The sequence below is a fragment of the Devosia pacifica genome, from assembly GCF_014652635.1.
Taxonomy (GTDB): Bacteria; Pseudomonadota; Alphaproteobacteria; order Rhizobiales; family Devosiaceae; genus Devosia; species Devosia pacifica.
Map to the genome: position 1 here is coordinate 348836 of NZ_BMZE01000001.1, position 15735 is coordinate 364570.

At 60.3% G+C, this 15735-nt stretch carries 11 protein-coding genes; all 11 read left to right on the top strand.

All coding sequences use genetic code 11. The features are described from left to right. The first annotated feature begins 52 nt into the window (after positions 1 to 52). Complete coding sequence (locus IE127_RS01635; protein WP_189422760.1) at positions 53 to 3760, top strand: vitamin B12-dependent ribonucleotide reductase; 3708 nt, start codon at positions 53 to 55, stop codon at positions 3758 to 3760. A gap of 67 nt (positions 3761 to 3827) precedes the next feature. Further along, positions 3828 to 4055 carry a DUF2188 domain-containing protein gene (locus tag IE127_RS01640; RefSeq protein ID WP_189422762.1) on the top strand — a complete coding sequence of 76 codons (228 nt, stop codon included), beginning with the start codon at positions 3828 to 3830 and terminating at the stop codon, positions 4053 to 4055. A gap of 267 nt (positions 4056 to 4322) precedes the next feature. Continuing rightward, on the top strand, positions 4323 to 5783 hold the full coding sequence (locus IE127_RS01645; protein ID WP_189422770.1) for an exopolysaccharide biosynthesis polyprenyl glycosylphosphotransferase: 1461 nt from the start codon (positions 4323 to 4325) through the stop codon (positions 5781 to 5783). Continuing rightward, positions 5780 to 6568 (top strand): WecB/TagA/CpsF family glycosyltransferase, encoded by a 789-nt coding sequence (locus IE127_RS01650; RefSeq protein ID WP_189422771.1) that lies wholly within the window; start codon positions 5780 to 5782, stop codon positions 6566 to 6568. The genes IE127_RS01645 and IE127_RS01650 overlap by 4 nt, the downstream gene beginning before the upstream one ends. An 8-nt stretch (positions 6569 to 6576) precedes the next feature. Further along, complete coding sequence (locus IE127_RS01655) at positions 6577 to 7899, top strand: lipopolysaccharide biosynthesis protein (RefSeq protein ID WP_189422772.1); 1323 nt, start codon at positions 6577 to 6579, stop codon at positions 7897 to 7899. Then, entirely contained in the window at positions 7896 to 9113 is a 1218-nt protein-coding gene (locus tag IE127_RS01660) for a hypothetical protein (protein WP_189422773.1), read from the top strand. The genes IE127_RS01655 and IE127_RS01660 overlap by 4 nt, the downstream gene beginning before the upstream one ends. Before the next feature lie 133 nt (positions 9114 to 9246). Then, entirely contained in the window at positions 9247 to 10113 is an 867-nt protein-coding gene (locus IE127_RS01665; protein WP_189422774.1) for a polysaccharide pyruvyl transferase family protein, read from the top strand. Next, entirely contained in the window at positions 10103 to 11203 is a 1101-nt protein-coding gene (locus tag IE127_RS01670) for a lipid II:glycine glycyltransferase FemX (RefSeq protein WP_189422775.1), read from the top strand. Before IE127_RS01665 ends, IE127_RS01670 begins: the two co-directional genes overlap by 11 nt. 107 nt (positions 11204 to 11310) lie before the next feature. Next, complete coding sequence (locus IE127_RS01675) at positions 11311 to 13173, top strand: GumC family protein (RefSeq protein ID WP_189422776.1); 1863 nt, start codon at positions 11311 to 11313, stop codon at positions 13171 to 13173. Between the two features lie 10 nt (positions 13174 to 13183). Beyond that, positions 13184 to 14200 (top strand): glycoside hydrolase family 5 protein, encoded by a 1017-nt coding sequence (locus tag IE127_RS01680; protein WP_189422777.1) that lies wholly within the window; start codon positions 13184 to 13186, stop codon positions 14198 to 14200. Beyond that, positions 14197 to 15726, top strand: coding sequence for a hypothetical protein (locus IE127_RS01685; RefSeq protein ID WP_189422778.1), 1530 nt, complete (start codon positions 14197 to 14199; stop codon positions 15724 to 15726). Before IE127_RS01680 ends, IE127_RS01685 begins: the two co-directional genes overlap by 4 nt. Positions 15727 to 15735: the final 9 nt, after the last annotated feature.

The window sequence follows — 15735 nt, forward strand, 5'->3', positions numbered from 1 at the left end:
CGAGGGATCGGTTAGCGGGCGCTGCCCGCAGTTTTTGGGGACTACGACAAGAATGCGCATCGAACGCCGGTTTACCGCCGCCAATCAGGACCGCTACGCCGGGATCGAATTCCGCTCCGCGACCAGCGAGATTCGCAATCCCGACGGATCAATCGTCTTCAAGCTGGACGACATCGCGGTTCCTGCCGCCTGGAGCCAGGTGGCGGTGGATATCATCGCCCAGAAGTATTTCCGTAAAGCCGGTGTGGCGCGCGCCCTCAAGAAGGTCGAGGAGAATGACGTCCCGTCATGGCTCTGGCGCTCCGTGCCCGATCAGGACGCAATGGCAGACGTTGCCGAAGACGATCGCTTTGGCTCCGAAATGGATTCGCGCCAGGTTTTTGATCGCCTGGCCGGCACCTGGACCTATTGGGGCTGGAAGGGCGGCTATTTCGACAACGAAGACGATGCGCGCACCTTCTTTGATGAGCTGTGCTACATGCTCGCCACGCAGCGCGTTGCGCCCAATTCTCCGCAGTGGTTCAACACCGGTCTGTTCTGGGCGTATGGCATCGATGGTCCCGGCCAGGGCCATTTCTATGTCGATCCGTTCACGCATCAGCTCGTGCAGTCGCAGTCGGCCTACGAGCATCCGCAGCCGCATGCCTGCTTCATCCAGTCCGTCGAAGACGATCTCGTCAACGAAAACGGCATTATGGATCTGTGGGTGCGTGAGGCGCGCCTGTTCAAGTATGGCTCGGGCACCGGCTCCAACTTTTCCGCTCTGCGCGGCGAAGGCGAGAAGCTTTCGGGCGGCGGTAAATCGTCCGGCCTGATGTCCTTCCTGAAGATTGGTGACCGCGCCGCGGGTGCCATCAAGTCCGGCGGCACCACGCGTCGTGCCGCCAAGATGGTCGTCGTCGATATCGATCACCCGGATATCGAGCAGTACATCAACTGGAAGGTGAAGGAAGAGCAGAAGGTCGCCGCTCTCGTTACCGGGTCCAAGACCGTCTCGAAGCACCTCAAGGCGATCATGAAGGCCTGCGTCAATTGCGAGGGCAATAACGACGATTGCTACGATCCCAACAAGAACCCTGCCCTCAAGCGCGAGGTAAAGGCCGCGAAAAAGGCGCTGGTGCCGGAAAACTACATCTTCCGCGTCATTCAGTTCGCCAGGCAGGGCTATACCGATCTCGAATTCCCGGTTTACGACACCGATTGGGATTCCGAGGCCTACCTGACTGTTTCCGGCCAGAACTCCAACAACTCGGTGCGAGTCACTGACGACTTCCTCAAGGCCGTCGAAACCGACGGTGACTGGAATCTTATCGGCCGCATCAAGGGCAACGTTACCAAGACCCTGAAGGCGCGAGATCTCTGGGATCAGGTCGGCTACGCCGCTTGGGCGTCGGCGGATCCCGGCATCCAGTATCACACCACAATCAACGAGTGGCACACCTCCCCGGCAGCCGGACCGATCAACGCGTCCAATCCGTGCTCCGAGTACATGTTCCTCGATGACACCGCGTGCAATCTCGCTTCAGTGAACCTGCTGCCCTATCGCAACAAGGATGGCTCGTTCGACACGGCCTCGTACGAGCATACGGTACGCCTCTGGACGATCGTCCTCGAGGTCTCCGTGATGATGGCGCAGTTCCCCTCGAAGGCCATTGCGCAGCGCTCGTTTGAATACCGTACGCTCGGCATCGGCTACGCCAATATCGGCGGGCTGCTGATGACCTCGGGTATTCCCTATGACAGTGACGAGGCCCGTGCCATCGCCGGTGCCGTCTCCGCGATCATGACCGGCGTCGCCTATGCCACGTCGGCCGAGATGGCTGGCGAGCTCGGACCGTTCAAGGATTACGAGCGCAACGCCCAGCACATGCTGCGCGTCATCCACAACCATCGCAACGCGGCGCACGGCAATGCAGAAGGCTATGAGGGCCTGTCGATCGCACCGGTCGCGCTTGATCATGCCAACCTCAAGGATGCCGCTCTTGGTGAGCGCGCCCGCCACGCCTGGGATCAGGCTTTGGCGCTCGGCGAGCAGCATGGATATCGCAACGCACAGGTTTCCGTGATCGCCCCCACCGGCACGATCGGGCTGGTGATGGATTGCGACACGACCGGCATCGAGCCTGATTTCGCGCTCGTCAAATTCAAGAAGCTCGCGGGTGGCGGCTACTTCAAGATCATCAACCGGGCCGTTCCCCCTGCCCTGCGCACGCTCGGCTATTCAGAGGACCAGATTGCCGAGATGGAGGCTTATGCCGTCGGCCATGGCAATCTCAACCAGGCTCCAGGCATCAATCCGTCGACCCTGAAGACCAAAGGCTTCACCGACGAGAAGATCGCCGCTCTCAATGGCGCCTTGAAGTCGGCTTTCGACATCAAGTTCGTCTTCAACCAGTGGACGCTCGGCGCCGACTTCCTAAAGTCTCTCGGCGTCAGCGACGAGCAGCTGAACGATTTCTCCTTTGAACTTTTGCCGTTCCTCGGTTTCTCGAGGAAGGATATCGAGGCCGCGAATATCCACGTCTGCGGTGCGATGACGCTTGAAGGTGCCCCGTTCCTGAAGGACGAGCATCTTCCCGTCTTCGATTGCGCCACGCCGTGCGGCAAGATCGGCAAGCGCTACCTGTCGGTCGAATCCCACATCTTGATGATGGCAGCGGCTCAGCCGTTCATTTCTGGCGCCATCTCCAAGACCATCAACATGCCGAACGACGCCACCGTTGATGACGCCAAGAATGCCTACATGCTGTCCTGGCGCCTGGCTCTGAAGGCAAACGCGCTCTATCGAGATGGCTCAAAGCTCAGCCAGCCGCTGAATTCGTCGGTCCTCGCTGTCGAGGATGATGAAGAGGATGAGGTCGCCGAAGCAATTGCCGCCCTGCCGGCAGCAGCACGCAGCGAGGCAGTCGCCGAGAAGATCGTCGAGCGCATCGTGGAGCGCGAAGTCGCGGTCCGCACGCGTGAGAAAATGCCGGATCGCCGCAAGGGCTACACCCAGAAGGCGATCGTTGGTGGCCACAAGGTCTACCTGCACACCGGCGAGTACGAGGATGGCCGCCTTGGCGAGATCTTCATCGATATGCACAAGGAAGGCGCCGCCTTCCGCGCGATGATGAACAACTTCGCCATCTCGATCTCGATCGGCCTGCAATACGGCGTGCCGCTGGACGAATATGTGGAGGCCTTCACCTTCACCCGGTTCGAGCCGGCAGGCATGGTCATGGGCAATGACCGGATCAAGAATGCGACGTCGATCCTCGACTATGTGTTCCGGGAACTTGCGGTGTCCTATCTCGATCGCAACGATCTCGCGCACGTCAATCCGGAAAGCCCGACATCGCTCAGCCAGGGCGTTGCCGAAGAGCAGAGCACGCGTCCCAGCGGCGCGCCCGCACCGATGCCTGCCGAGCGCTTCGTCTCCCGCGGCATGTCGCGCGGTAAGGTCACCAACAAGTCACTGGTTCTCGTCACGGCCGAGCATTTCCAGCAACCGGCAAATGGGGGGCAAGGCTCAACGGTCACTGCTTTGAAGCCGTCGAGTTCGGTCAAGATCGAGTCTTCGCCAACGGCTCTTGGCGCCGCTGAGCTCGATCCCATCCCCAGCCCGCCACCCTCGAAAGACACCGGACTGCTGCGGGCCGAAGCGCAGATGAAGGGCTACACCGGCGACCAGTGCACCGAGTGCCACAACTTCACCATGGTGCGGAACGGCACCTGCCTGAAGTGCGACACCTGCGGCACGACAACCGGCTGCAGCTGAACCTAATGAGTGTGGGGCCATCGCCTATGCCAGGCGTTGGCCCCACTTCAGCAAAGGAGGACAGGTTATGGCCAACGACAAGAACTACTGGACCGTAAAACACCCGGATGGCTGGGCCGTGAAGCGCGAAGGCGCGGAGCGGGCCACGTCGGTGCACTCCACCCAGGCCGAAGCCTGGAAAGAGACCAAAGAGCGCGCCAAAAAGACTGAAGGCGAGGCCTTTCTGCAGGGCGAGGACGGCCAGATTCGTGAGCGGAATACGTACGGCCACGACCCAAGCGACATCCCCGGCTAAAGCCTATTACTCATAGGCCGCCATTGTGAGTTTCGAGCCTCGGTGGGCGGCCAATGGTCCGGCACCAAGGGCAACGACGCTGCGCGTGGTGGCCAGTGTCGACAATCGCGTCGATGTTGTCAGGACCACTCCCGGCGACAGTCCGTGTTCTTTTGAATTCTCAGTAAATTAAATAAAATCTTACACTTAACCTAAAATTAATCACTCGAGAGACCTGCGTACTAATTAAGTCTAGGACTTGGCCCGAATTATCCGAATGGACTTTCGATGGCCCTCTCCGATTTTACGCCTACCAGGGTTCAAAGGCGGGCTTTTTCGGCCCCGGCGGTCATTACAGACCGGCTTGTACTCTGTCTTTCTATTGCAGCTCTTGAAAGCCTGGCCGTTTTCGCGCTGTTCGGCATTGCTGCGCTGAGCTACCACGTAGTGGTTCTCCACCAGACAGTCGCCACCTTCGATTCCGCGCTCTACGTCACCTACGGAGCGCTGGGAGCGGCCATCTATGCCGGCTTTGCCGCGTACTCGGCGAGTGGTCTGCTGGAGATCGCGATGACCCCGGAGCGGGTGTTTCGCCAGGTCCTGTCTGCTTGCACGACCAGCGTTGCACTCGTGCTGCTGGCGGCGTTTCTCGTCGGCCAGGTTGAGGACTTCAGCCGCGCATCATTGACGCTCGGCTATCTTGCAAGCCTTCCGGTGATGTCCCTCCTGCGCCTTCGCCTTCACGGCGCCATTGCCAACCGCATCAGTCAGGGCCAGCTGAGTTACGAGAGCGTCGGGATCATCGGCACTCGGCAGGCGGTCAGCGGCTTTCTGGGACGCGCGGACGTCAAGCTGCAGGGCCATCGGGTTGAATCGGCTCTCTATCTCGAGGAGGCGCAGGACGCGGGCGGCGAGATCGATGCGGTTGTCGTGACGGAGTTCGCCAAGACTCTTCTGAAGGGCGGAACGGACCAGATCATCCTCGTCGGCGACATCTCGGAACTCGACAAGTTCGCCCCGATTCTCACGGAACTCAGGCGCTATGCGCTGAATCTGCTGTTCGCGCCCTCGCTGAACGACAAGACCCTGAAGTTCATCGACGTCATCACTTTCGGGCCGAACAACGTGCTGCGCTTCGTGCGTCCGCCGATGAATGAATCCTCTGTGCTGTTGAAGCGGACTATGGACCTGGTCCTGGCTGCGATAGGCCTGTTCGTGCTGATGCCGCTGTTCGCACTCGTAGCCCTGGCGATAAAGCTAGAGACCCGCGGTCCGGTGCTCTACCGCCAAGCCCGCCGAGGCTTTAACGGCGAGCCGTTCCTGATCTGGAAATTCCGCTCCATGCGCGTCACCGAAAGCGGCTACGCCATGCAGCAAGCGCAGCGGAACGATCCGCGCATCACGCGCGTCGGCCGCATCCTGCGGCAGACTTCGATCGATGAGCTGCCGCAACTGGTAAACGTGGTTCTTGGACAAATGAGCCTTGTGGGCCCTCGCCCGCATGCGATCTCACACGATGACGAGTTGAGCCGCGAACTCGACGTCTATGCGCATCGTCATCGCGTGCGACCTGGAATTACCGGGTGGGCTCAGGTCAACGGCTTTCGCGGTGAAACCTCGCAGCGCGCGCAGCTCGAGGGCCGGGTCGAGCACGACCTGCACTACATCGAAAACTGGTCGCTCCTGTTCGATTTCTGGATCCTCGTGCTGACAGTGTTTTCCCCCATGGCTCGGAGCAATGCCCGATGAGTACGATCGCGCCTTCTGACACGTTCGTCGACACTGTCGAGCCGGCGGTTATTACGCTCGGGGGCATGCTGATCCGGGTCATCGACCGCGCCGCCGAAGCGCGCTTGATGATCAACCTGGCATCCAAGCGCACCCGTGGCACCCCCGCGTTCTTTACGTCGGCCAACGGCGAAGTCATTGCGCGGGTCAATGCCGACAAGGAACTCGCTCGGCTTTTCGCTGAGGCCGATCAAGTCGTGGCGGATGGCCAGCCGCTGGTGATTGCCTCGCGATACCTCTGCCACACGCCGTTGCCGGAGCGAACCGCAACCACGGACCTGTTTCACGACGTGGCCAAACTGGCCGAAGAAACTGGCACAACCTTTTATATGTTCGGTGCGGAGCCGGAGCAGAATGCCAGGGCCGTCGCCGCAGCCAGGACGCAGTACCCACGCTTGCGCATCGTCGGTGCCTCGCACGGCTATCTGTCTGAAGAGGCGCTCGAGGACAAGCTGGCCGAAATCAATGCTCTGGCGCCCGATATCCTGTGGCTTGGCCTCGGCGTCCCACGCGAACAATATTTCTTCCGCGACCACGGTGCCAAGCTGCCCAATGTCGGCCTTATCAAGACTGCTGGCGGTCTCTTCGACCACATGGCGGGTAAGGTTCGCCGCGCTCCCGCCTGGGCGCAGCGTGCCGGGTTCGAATGGTTGTGGCGTTTGCTAATGGAGCCGAAACGCCTGTTCTGGCGGTACCTCAAGACAAATCCAGTAGCCATCTGGCTGCTGCTGACTCGTTCGCGTTGAGGTTGAGGATGACGTTGGCAGCCGAAATAGAGCCACGGGCGCCTTCTATCACCGTTCTCGGGCGAAGCTTCGCGCTGCCGCGCAAGTGGCCCACGCACCGGCTGCTGAGTGGTGCCGAGCAGGTGCTCACCAGTCTCATCTCCATGCTGGGTCTGATTGCGTTCTCGCGCATTCTGGATGTTTCCAGCTTCGGTATTCTCGGCGGAGCCCTCGGCATCGCGCTGATTGTGCAGTTCATCCACGATTCGCTGACCATCAGTCCGTTCATCGTCGTGTGCCCGGAGCCTGAAAACGATCAGCGCACATTCGGCGACTGGCTCGTGTGGCACTTTGCGGTCGCGGCGATCATGTCACTGGCCCTGTTCGGGCTTGGCTGGTCGCTCATCGATATCGTGCCCGGCTTTGCGCAACAGGTCATGTGGGCCGGCCCAATACTGTTGGGTGCTGCGGTCTATTCATTCTCCCGCCGTATGCATCATCACTGGGACGAACTCGTCCATTTGATCACACAGACCGGATTGTATGGCCTCGTCTATATCGTCGGGATCTACCTTTTCTGGAGCACTGGATCGATTTCGGCCACCAGCGCTGCCACAGTTCTGGCACTGGCGTATGGGCTTCCCGGATTGATTTTTTGCATCCGAAACTGCCTTCGGGCTCGGTTCAGCAGTGGCGGCCTCACGCGAGTGCTCAGCTCATGGCAGCTGATTTCGAGCCTTGGCGGCAGTTCGGCGCTTTGGCAATCCAGCTACGCATCGGCGCAGATCCTCCTCTCACTGGTCGGCACACCCGCTGCGGTAGCGATATTCACCGTGACGCGGACACTCGAGCGTCCAATCGGTCTGATCATCTCCAGCGTCCTAGATGTCGACACATCCCGGGCGGCGCGAGCATTCGCTGGCGGAAACTCGCAAGCGTTTCAGCGCATGGTGCGCCGCACCGGGCTGACATTGCTTGCGCTCTCCGGCGCACCGATTGCCGTCATGCTGCTCTTTCCAGAGCTGTTCCTGGGCCTGCTCTACGGCGACAGCTATGCCGATGCGACGCTTGAACTGCGGATGCGCATTCTCGTTCTCGTGCCTTTGCTAGCAACTGCGCCTCTGTCCGTCGGACTGACCGTTTTGCGGGATACAGGCTATCTCCTGCGGATCAATCTGGTGGGCCTGGCAGCTGGCTTGAGCTTCCTTTCCGGGTGCTACCTTTTCGGCACCATCGATGCCGCCACGGCGAACGCAAGCCTCGTCGTCATGCAGCTCGCCATCCTGCCTTTCCTCTTTTTCCGCTACCGCATGCTAATTCGCCAACCCGACCCAAAAGAGGTGGACGTATGAACTTCATGCTCCAAGGTGATACCGTCGCCAAGTCGGACAAGCCGCTTTTGTTGTCTGTTGCAGAAACGCGGGATGAGGATAGCGTTACCCGCACCATGACGCTCGATGGACAGCAGGTGTTCTTCCGCATCGCGGGGGTGACACCGGCTCCGCTCCAGTGTCTCGATTTCGCTGTCATCGCCTCGATCTTCACGGCCATGCGTCTGGGGCGCCCACTTCACGTCGCCGGCCCTGTCAGCCGGACGCTTCTGGCTAATATCGAGGAATTCCAGGACGCCTGGCACAACTGGTTGCCCAAGCAGTACAAGACGGTGCCAGTTACGGCGGACACTGAAATCACCGAAATCCGCTCGGATAAGAACCGCTCGGTGGTCGCCTTCTCCGGCGGGCTAGACTCCGCATACTCGATTCTGGTTCACGCGCGCGGCGCCGTAGGCCGGCGCAGCGTTGCCCCCGCCGCCGGGGTTTTGGTTCATGGCCTTGATATCCCCCTATCCAGCACTCACGCTTTCGCTAGCGCAGCAAAAAGCGCCCGCACTGCACTGAAAACACTCGACGTTCCGCTTGCGACTGTCACCACCAACTGGCGTGAACAGCTTTGCCACAACTGGCGCATGGAGCACATGGCTGGTGTCGTGGCGTCACTCAATCAGTTTCATGGCCTTGCCGATGTTGCTGTTGTCGGCTCGGACGAGGGCTACGATGAAATCGACATTCCATGGGGCTCGAACTACGTCACCAACCCGCTTCTGAGCGGCGCCATGCAGCTGCGAACCGAGGGCGGCGCAAAGACCCGCACCGAGCGCCTGGCCTTCGTCGCAGCCAACAGCGAACTCGCCGACAAGATAAGAGTTTGCTGGGAGAACCCGGACACCGGCGGCAATTGCGGTGTCTGCGAAAAGTGCGTCAGTACACAACTGAACTACTTGGCCGCAGGTATCGAACCGCAGGGCTTTGCGAAGCGCGCGACGTGGTGGACGATCGCTTCCGCCCCGGTACGCAGCAAAGGCGACCTCTACTTCCTCCTCGAGTCGCACAAGGCCGCCAACCGGCGTGGATTGCACGGTATGTGGCGCGTGGCTCAGTCGATAACCATCCTCCGGCATATCCTCGCCCGACCGCGGCTTTGGCTCCTCGATGAAGTGAAAGCTGCAATCCGTCGCAACGAGTCCCTGTACCGGCGCCTGCGCCCCAAAGGAAAAACCAATGAATGACATCGGGTATACGGCAGTCGCGTCTGCCGCGCCGGTCGGCTCGGCCCACAGGATGCGCGAGCTGTCAGCTCTCACCGACCAATTGCGCAGCGCAATACCGTCTGGCGCACGCGTGGGATATGTCGACTATCCAATGCACGCCAATGTCGGCGATCTGTTGATCTATCTTGGCGCCCTGAATTTTTTCCAGGCCAATGGCAACGAGATTGCGACCTCCTTTTGCATTTTCGATGCCGGGCCACGCGCATTCGACAGCCTTGCCGATTGTGACGTTATTGTCTGCCATGGCGGCGGCAATTTCGGCGATATCTATCCGGCACATCAAAACCTGCGCGAACAGATCGTCGGACGATTCCCGGACAAGCCCGTGGTCGTCATGCCCCAGTCGTTCCACTTTAAGACGGAAGACGCGATGCGCCAAAGTGCATCGCATTTTCAACGCCACCCCAACCTCACCATCGCTGTCCGCGACACCCACAGCGAAAGCCTTGCCAAGGCACACTTCACTGACAAGGTGATGCCGCTCCCCGACATGGCCCACCGGCTCTACGATGAGTTTGAGCTGCTGCGCACCTTTAGGGGGAGCGCACCGCTGTATTTGATGCGGCGCGATGTCGAGGCCAGCGGCACCACTGGTATTGCCGGCGGTAGAGATTGGAAGGACCTCCTGACCTTCGCAGATAAGGCCGCCATCGGCCGCTATCGCCTGGCAGCCATGGTCGCAGGGCGCGTCAACCTCTCCACTCCCGCGATCCAGCGCGGACACCATCGCGCGGTCAAGCGCGTGATCGGTGAGCTCGCCTCACGGCTTGTTATCAACGATCCGTGGATAACCTCCAGGCTACACGGAGCCATATTCGGGCTCCTGCTGGGCCGCACCGTCACACTGCACGACAACTCTTACGGAAAGAACTCTCGATACTTCGCCCAGTGGGGCAAAGGCATCGATACCATTCACATGAATTTGGACCCTACGGGAGCCGCCGACCATGCCGCTTGATAGCAATCGTAGTGTCCTACCGCACCTCGATCTCATTCCGGTAAACCACAGCACTTGGCACACCAACATTGCTGATTTCGATGAAGTGTCACGGTATCAGCTGGCAAACTATGAAACGGCGAAGGGGCCGGGGCGTATCGTAGAGCCCGTCCTGTTTTCCCGCGCCGGAGAGATTGTCGGCGGTGCTTTGATGGTCATCCGCCCAATGCCGTTCTTGGGTAAGCTCGCTTCGACCCACTGGGGGCCAATCCTGCGTCGTCGCGACACCGATGCACCGACGGTCCGTGCAGCCATGATCGACGCGCTCGCCAAAGAATACGGCGACCGTCGCCGCATGATGGTGACGGTTTGGACGCCGCCGGTATGCGATGGTGATCCGGATGATCAAGGCCTTGCTCTCGAGCGCGGCTTCCGAAGCTCGCGGTCATGGCCCGATCCCTACGTTCACGTGCTGGACCTGGCACAGACTGAAGCGCAAATGCGCCAGAACCTTGCGGGCAAGTGGCGGCACCACTTGAAGAAGGCCGAGCAAAGCGGACTTACCTTCGAGGTGGCTGGCGCTGACGGCCTGCCGGAAATGGATCGTCTCTATGCCGAAATGCTGGCGCGCAAGGGATTTGATGACCGGTCCGCATACCACACCCTGGAAGCCATGATGAAGACTGAAGAGCAGTCATTACGCCCTCGCCTGTTCTTCGTTCGACAAGGAGAGACTGCGGTGGTGGGAGCGGTGGTATTAACAGCCGGTACGCAAGCCCACTATCTGTACGGCGCTACGGCCGACGCTGCGCTCCCTGTCAATGCGGGGCACTTCATGCAATGGAGTGTCGCTATGTGGCTCAAGGCAAACACCCGCGCCCAGTGGTACAATCTCGGTGCTACCGATGGCGTTGAGGGCCTCAGAATTTTCAAAAGCGGGTTCACCGGCAAGAGCGCAAAGCCGGTTTTCGTGCCAACCAGCATAGACTACGCGGCAAGACCGGTCGTCGCATTCGCCGGTCGCACCATGTTCAAGCTGCGCGACGCTCTTCGCGACCGCGCGGTACTGGGCAAGTCCGCAAACAACCCCGCCACGCCAAAGCCCGCTTAGTGAATGGCCTTTTAGTAAAACCGTAGGTGTTAGCGTTAACAAAGCTATAACGTTGGTTGCCCATTTACGCCTTGGTAGTGTCCGCACAACAGTTGTGGACCAAGCTCATGAACTCGATGCTCTTTGATTATGCGCCGGCGACCTTGTTCGACATCCGGGCCGTATGGAATAGACTCTGGCGCCACCGCCTTCTCATTCTGCTGATCACGCTTGGGGCAATTGCGCTGTCGATTGCCTATGTTGCGACTGCCAAGCCAAACTATGTTGCGACCGCTTCCATCCTGGTGGATCCCCGCGACATCAACAGCACCGATATCGAGAGCGTCTTACCGGGTATCGGCACTGATAGCGCGGCGATAACCAGCCAGGTCTCGATTATTGCGTCCCGGGATCTCCTGCTCGATGTCTATCGGCAATTGGAACTCGACAGCGACCCAGACTTCGCCGCCGGCTCTGGCATGCTGTCTCGCCTGCTCGGCACGCCCCAGGGCTCCAGAGACGAGATCAGCTTCGAGAAGTTCCGCAAGACCGTTTCTGTATCTCGCGAAGGGCTCACTTACGTCATCAACGTCTCAGTGAAGCTCGGCGACCCGGACAAGGCAGCGCTGATCGCCAATACTGTTGTCGAAAATTACATTGCGAGAACGCAGGCGCAGATGACCAGCGCAGTCGACGCGGTCAATGCGGAATTGGACAGCAAGATCGTCGAACTTCAGAACGAAGTCGCCGACGCCGAATTGGCCGTCGAACGGTTCAAGGCTGACAACAGCATTTTCGATAGCTCGACCGGCGGCACCTTGCAGTCCCAGATCGACCTGTCGGCCGGGCAACTCGCAACCGCGCAGGACGAGTTGGCGCAACTGCAGGCAAGGTATGAGCAGGCCGTCGCCGCCGGCACCTCGCCCGGCGAACTTGCCATGACGAGCGACATCTCCGCGTCTCCCGAAATTGGCCGGATGCGCGATCAATACAATCTTGCCGCCGCAGCACTTGCGAACGTGAGTTCGACATTCGGCTCGCGCCATCCAAGCGTCGTGCAGGCGCAAGCGGAGCTCGATTCGATCTCAAGCCTTCTCACCTCCGAAGCGGAGCGCTTCACCCGGCAGCTGGCGTCCGATAGAGACGCGGTCCAAGGCAAGGTCGATCGCTTGCAGAGCCGTATCGAGGAGCTACGCCAGAGCGGTGCGGCCTCGAGCGTCGCCCAGATCGAACTGCGCCAGTTGCAGGCGCGCGCCGACGCAACCCGCACCGTTCTCGCCGATTTCATGCAGCGCTCGAAAGAGACTTCGCAGATCGCGAACATGCAAAGCTCGCGTGTCGAGATCATCTCGGGTGCTGTCGCGCCGCCTCAACCGGTGTGGCCGAAGCCCTCGCTGATGCTGCCGGTAGCGGCGGTCCTCGGATTTCTGGCCGGCTGTGGGATTGCTCTCGTGCTGGCAGACAGTCGCACCCAAAATGCCCCTGCCCCCTCACCAAAGCCGCGCAAGTCGGCGTCCCCGAGCACGGAGAAAACGCCGGGCCGCAAGCCGTCGCTCGTGCCGCAGGCACAGATCCGCCGCGAACCTCACCCCGCCTCGCTTGCCGCGGCTCGAAGCGAGATCTTCAGCGCCAACGACACGCCGCTTGTTGCCTCCGTACAGACCCTTGTACGCGATGTGATCGGACGTCTGCCGGAACACTCACGGCCGTTCGTTGTCGCTTTCACTGGCGCCAACAGCGCAAGTGCCATGCGCGTCGCCGCACTTGGGTTCGCCCGGATCGGCGCCGAAGTGCACATTCACGGCAACGCAAATTCCAGCAGGCAATCTGCCCAGCATGATTTCATCTTCGTGCAAGACGGCGATGCGCACATCCATCCAGTCGATGTGACCGTTGAGGCGCTGGCCCAAGGCGAAGTGAGACGCAATCCGGCTGACATAGCATTCACGCCCCCGGCGGCTCGTCCCGCTCTCGTGCTGGCTGCGGGTTAGAGCCGTGCTTTTGTCCCGGCGTGCAGTGACAGCCGGCCTTCTGGCGTCGAGCCTGTTACCGGCACTGCCGCTGGCCGCCGATACACAACGCATGCCGACGCGCGGCTTCGCCATCCCCGGCTGGATCTCTGCAGATCCGTTGCCCCCGTCGAACGAAACGTTGATGGCATTGCGGCACAAGGGGTTTGAGACCGTCCGTCTGCCAATAGATTTTCGCGACATTGGCAGCGACCCGCTAGAGCCGATCGAGATCGCCCTGCGCATGCTCTCCAAGGCGGGTTTCCGGACCATCCTGGACGTGCACATGGGCGACGCCAGTGCGAATGAGATAACCTCAGCCTGGCAAAGTCTGGCACCCCTATTGGCCGACACGGACCCGGACACGGTGTTTGCTGAACTGCTCAACGAGCCTCAGTTCGAAACCTCCGATTGGCTGAGCCTTCGCGCGAGCATTGCCGCCATCGTGCGTCATCGCGCACCAAAGCACGTCCTGCTGTGGGGCCCCGCACGAGTGCAAGGCATTTGGGAACTCGAGCATGAACCGCCCCTCGACGACGACAACAGCATCGCCGTCGTCCACTATTATTGGCCGATGGGGTTCACGCATCAGTGTGAAACCTGGATGAGGTCAGCCTATTCGCGGTTTCAAGACCTGCCCTTCCCCGCGCGATATAGCGACAGGCCCGTGCAAGCCTTGGCCAACACGCTTGAGCCGTCGGGCCGCTCTATTCTCGAAACCGAATTCAAGACCAACTGGACCACAGCGGCCATCGCAGAGCATTTCGCCACAGCCGCTGCATGGTCGCGGCGCCACGGAATACCGCTAATGCTTGGCGAATTCGGAGCCGCCCGCTTCTGCGCTGATGCTCAAAGCCGTGCAACCTGGACCCGGGCCGTGCGCGAGGCAGCGGAATTCAACGGCATCGGGTGGGTTTATTGGGAGGTTGACCGCGGCTTCGGCTTCGTGACCGATCGGGCCCGTCATAACAGTTTCGATGAAGGCGTCATCGACGCGCTGCTGTCATGACCGACATCGCCGGTTCTCGCCTGCACCTGCCCCCCGGTCTCGCCGAGACGCTTCTGCATGTCACGCTGGCCGTCGTCGCCATCATTGTTGCAGTGTCGGCTTTTGCGATCTCCGTGCCCTTTGGCATTCTGGCCACCTTCCTGCTGTCGGCGCTCATGGTTTTCGTGATGCCGGCCAGCGCCGTGGCGATCGTCATCGCATCGTTCCTGCTGCAGAACATGGTCGTCGCCTGGTACACACCTTACATCGGCACGAATGACACCTTCGACACCATGCGCGGTGCGAATTTCGTCATCCTGATGGCTGTTTTCGGCATGTTCCTTGCAGCCGCCTTGCAGCCACGCTTCCTCTCGAATCCGGCCATGAGGCGCTGGATGGTGATCGGCGTTGCCGTGGGGAGTGTGGTGATGGTCTATCTCGGGCTTGGCATTGTTCGCGGCCTGCCCAAGGATGCGATCATCTACTTCCGCAACATCGTTACGCCGGTCGCCTGCTTTTACATCGCGTTGATCGCGGCAAGCACATGGCGCATTGATCTGGCCCGACTGGTGACCATCTGCGCCGGCTTCGCAGTCGCCTACGGCTATCTCGAGCTCATCTTCACCATGGATTTCCTCTCGCTCTTTCATGGCGACGAGTATGTGAAGCTCGACATCTGGCGACAGATCCAGTCCGGCATGTGGGAAAAGGCGCTGGAGGAAACCGGCTTCGTGCTGCGCAACCTTGAAGACGTCATGACCACGAACGCCTTCAACCTCGCCATGTTCGACGGGGTCCTGCCGAAGGTCTTCCGCATCGGCGGCCCGAACTTTCACTCCATTGCCTATGCCTACGCGCTGGCCATCTTCGCCGCATGGCTGATGTTCAGTGGGCGCTGGCTGCTTCCCCTCCTCGCCTTTCCACTGATCCTTATCATTGGCTCCAAGGGCGCACTGGTGATGTTCGTACTGCTGGTCCTGGCCCGCATCGCCACCGCAATGTTTGGTCCGCGCTTTGCACTGGGTGGCGTCATCTTCGGCTGCATGCTGTGGGTTGCAGCATCGATCCTTGTAGGTGGCACCTCGGATTATCATGTCCTGGGGCTGTTTGCCGGGCTTCGCGAATTCATTTCTAACCCGATCGGCCAAGGGCTGGGATTCGGCGGCAATCTATCGAGCACGACGGTCGACCTCGACTGGCAGCAGGCGCAGATGCAGGGCGCGGCTTCAATACCGCTGGAAAGCGCATTTGGCGTTCTGATTTATCAGATGGGCATCATGAGCATCTCCGTTTATGGCCTGCTGTTTCTGATCGCCCGCGCTTGCTGGCGCGCGTTCCGCTATACCGGAGATCGGCTGCTGTTCTTTCCAGTAATCGGCATTATTTCCATCAGCGCCAACTCAATCCTGCAGGAAGAAGCGTTCTTCTCGCCGCTGGCGCTTGGCCTTATGTTGTTATTGGGCGGCGTTGCACTCGGCAATGTCACGGGAACGCATTTCCGACCCGGTGCCCCGATCCGGAACGCGTTGCCTGCTGAACGCGCCTGAAATCCACGG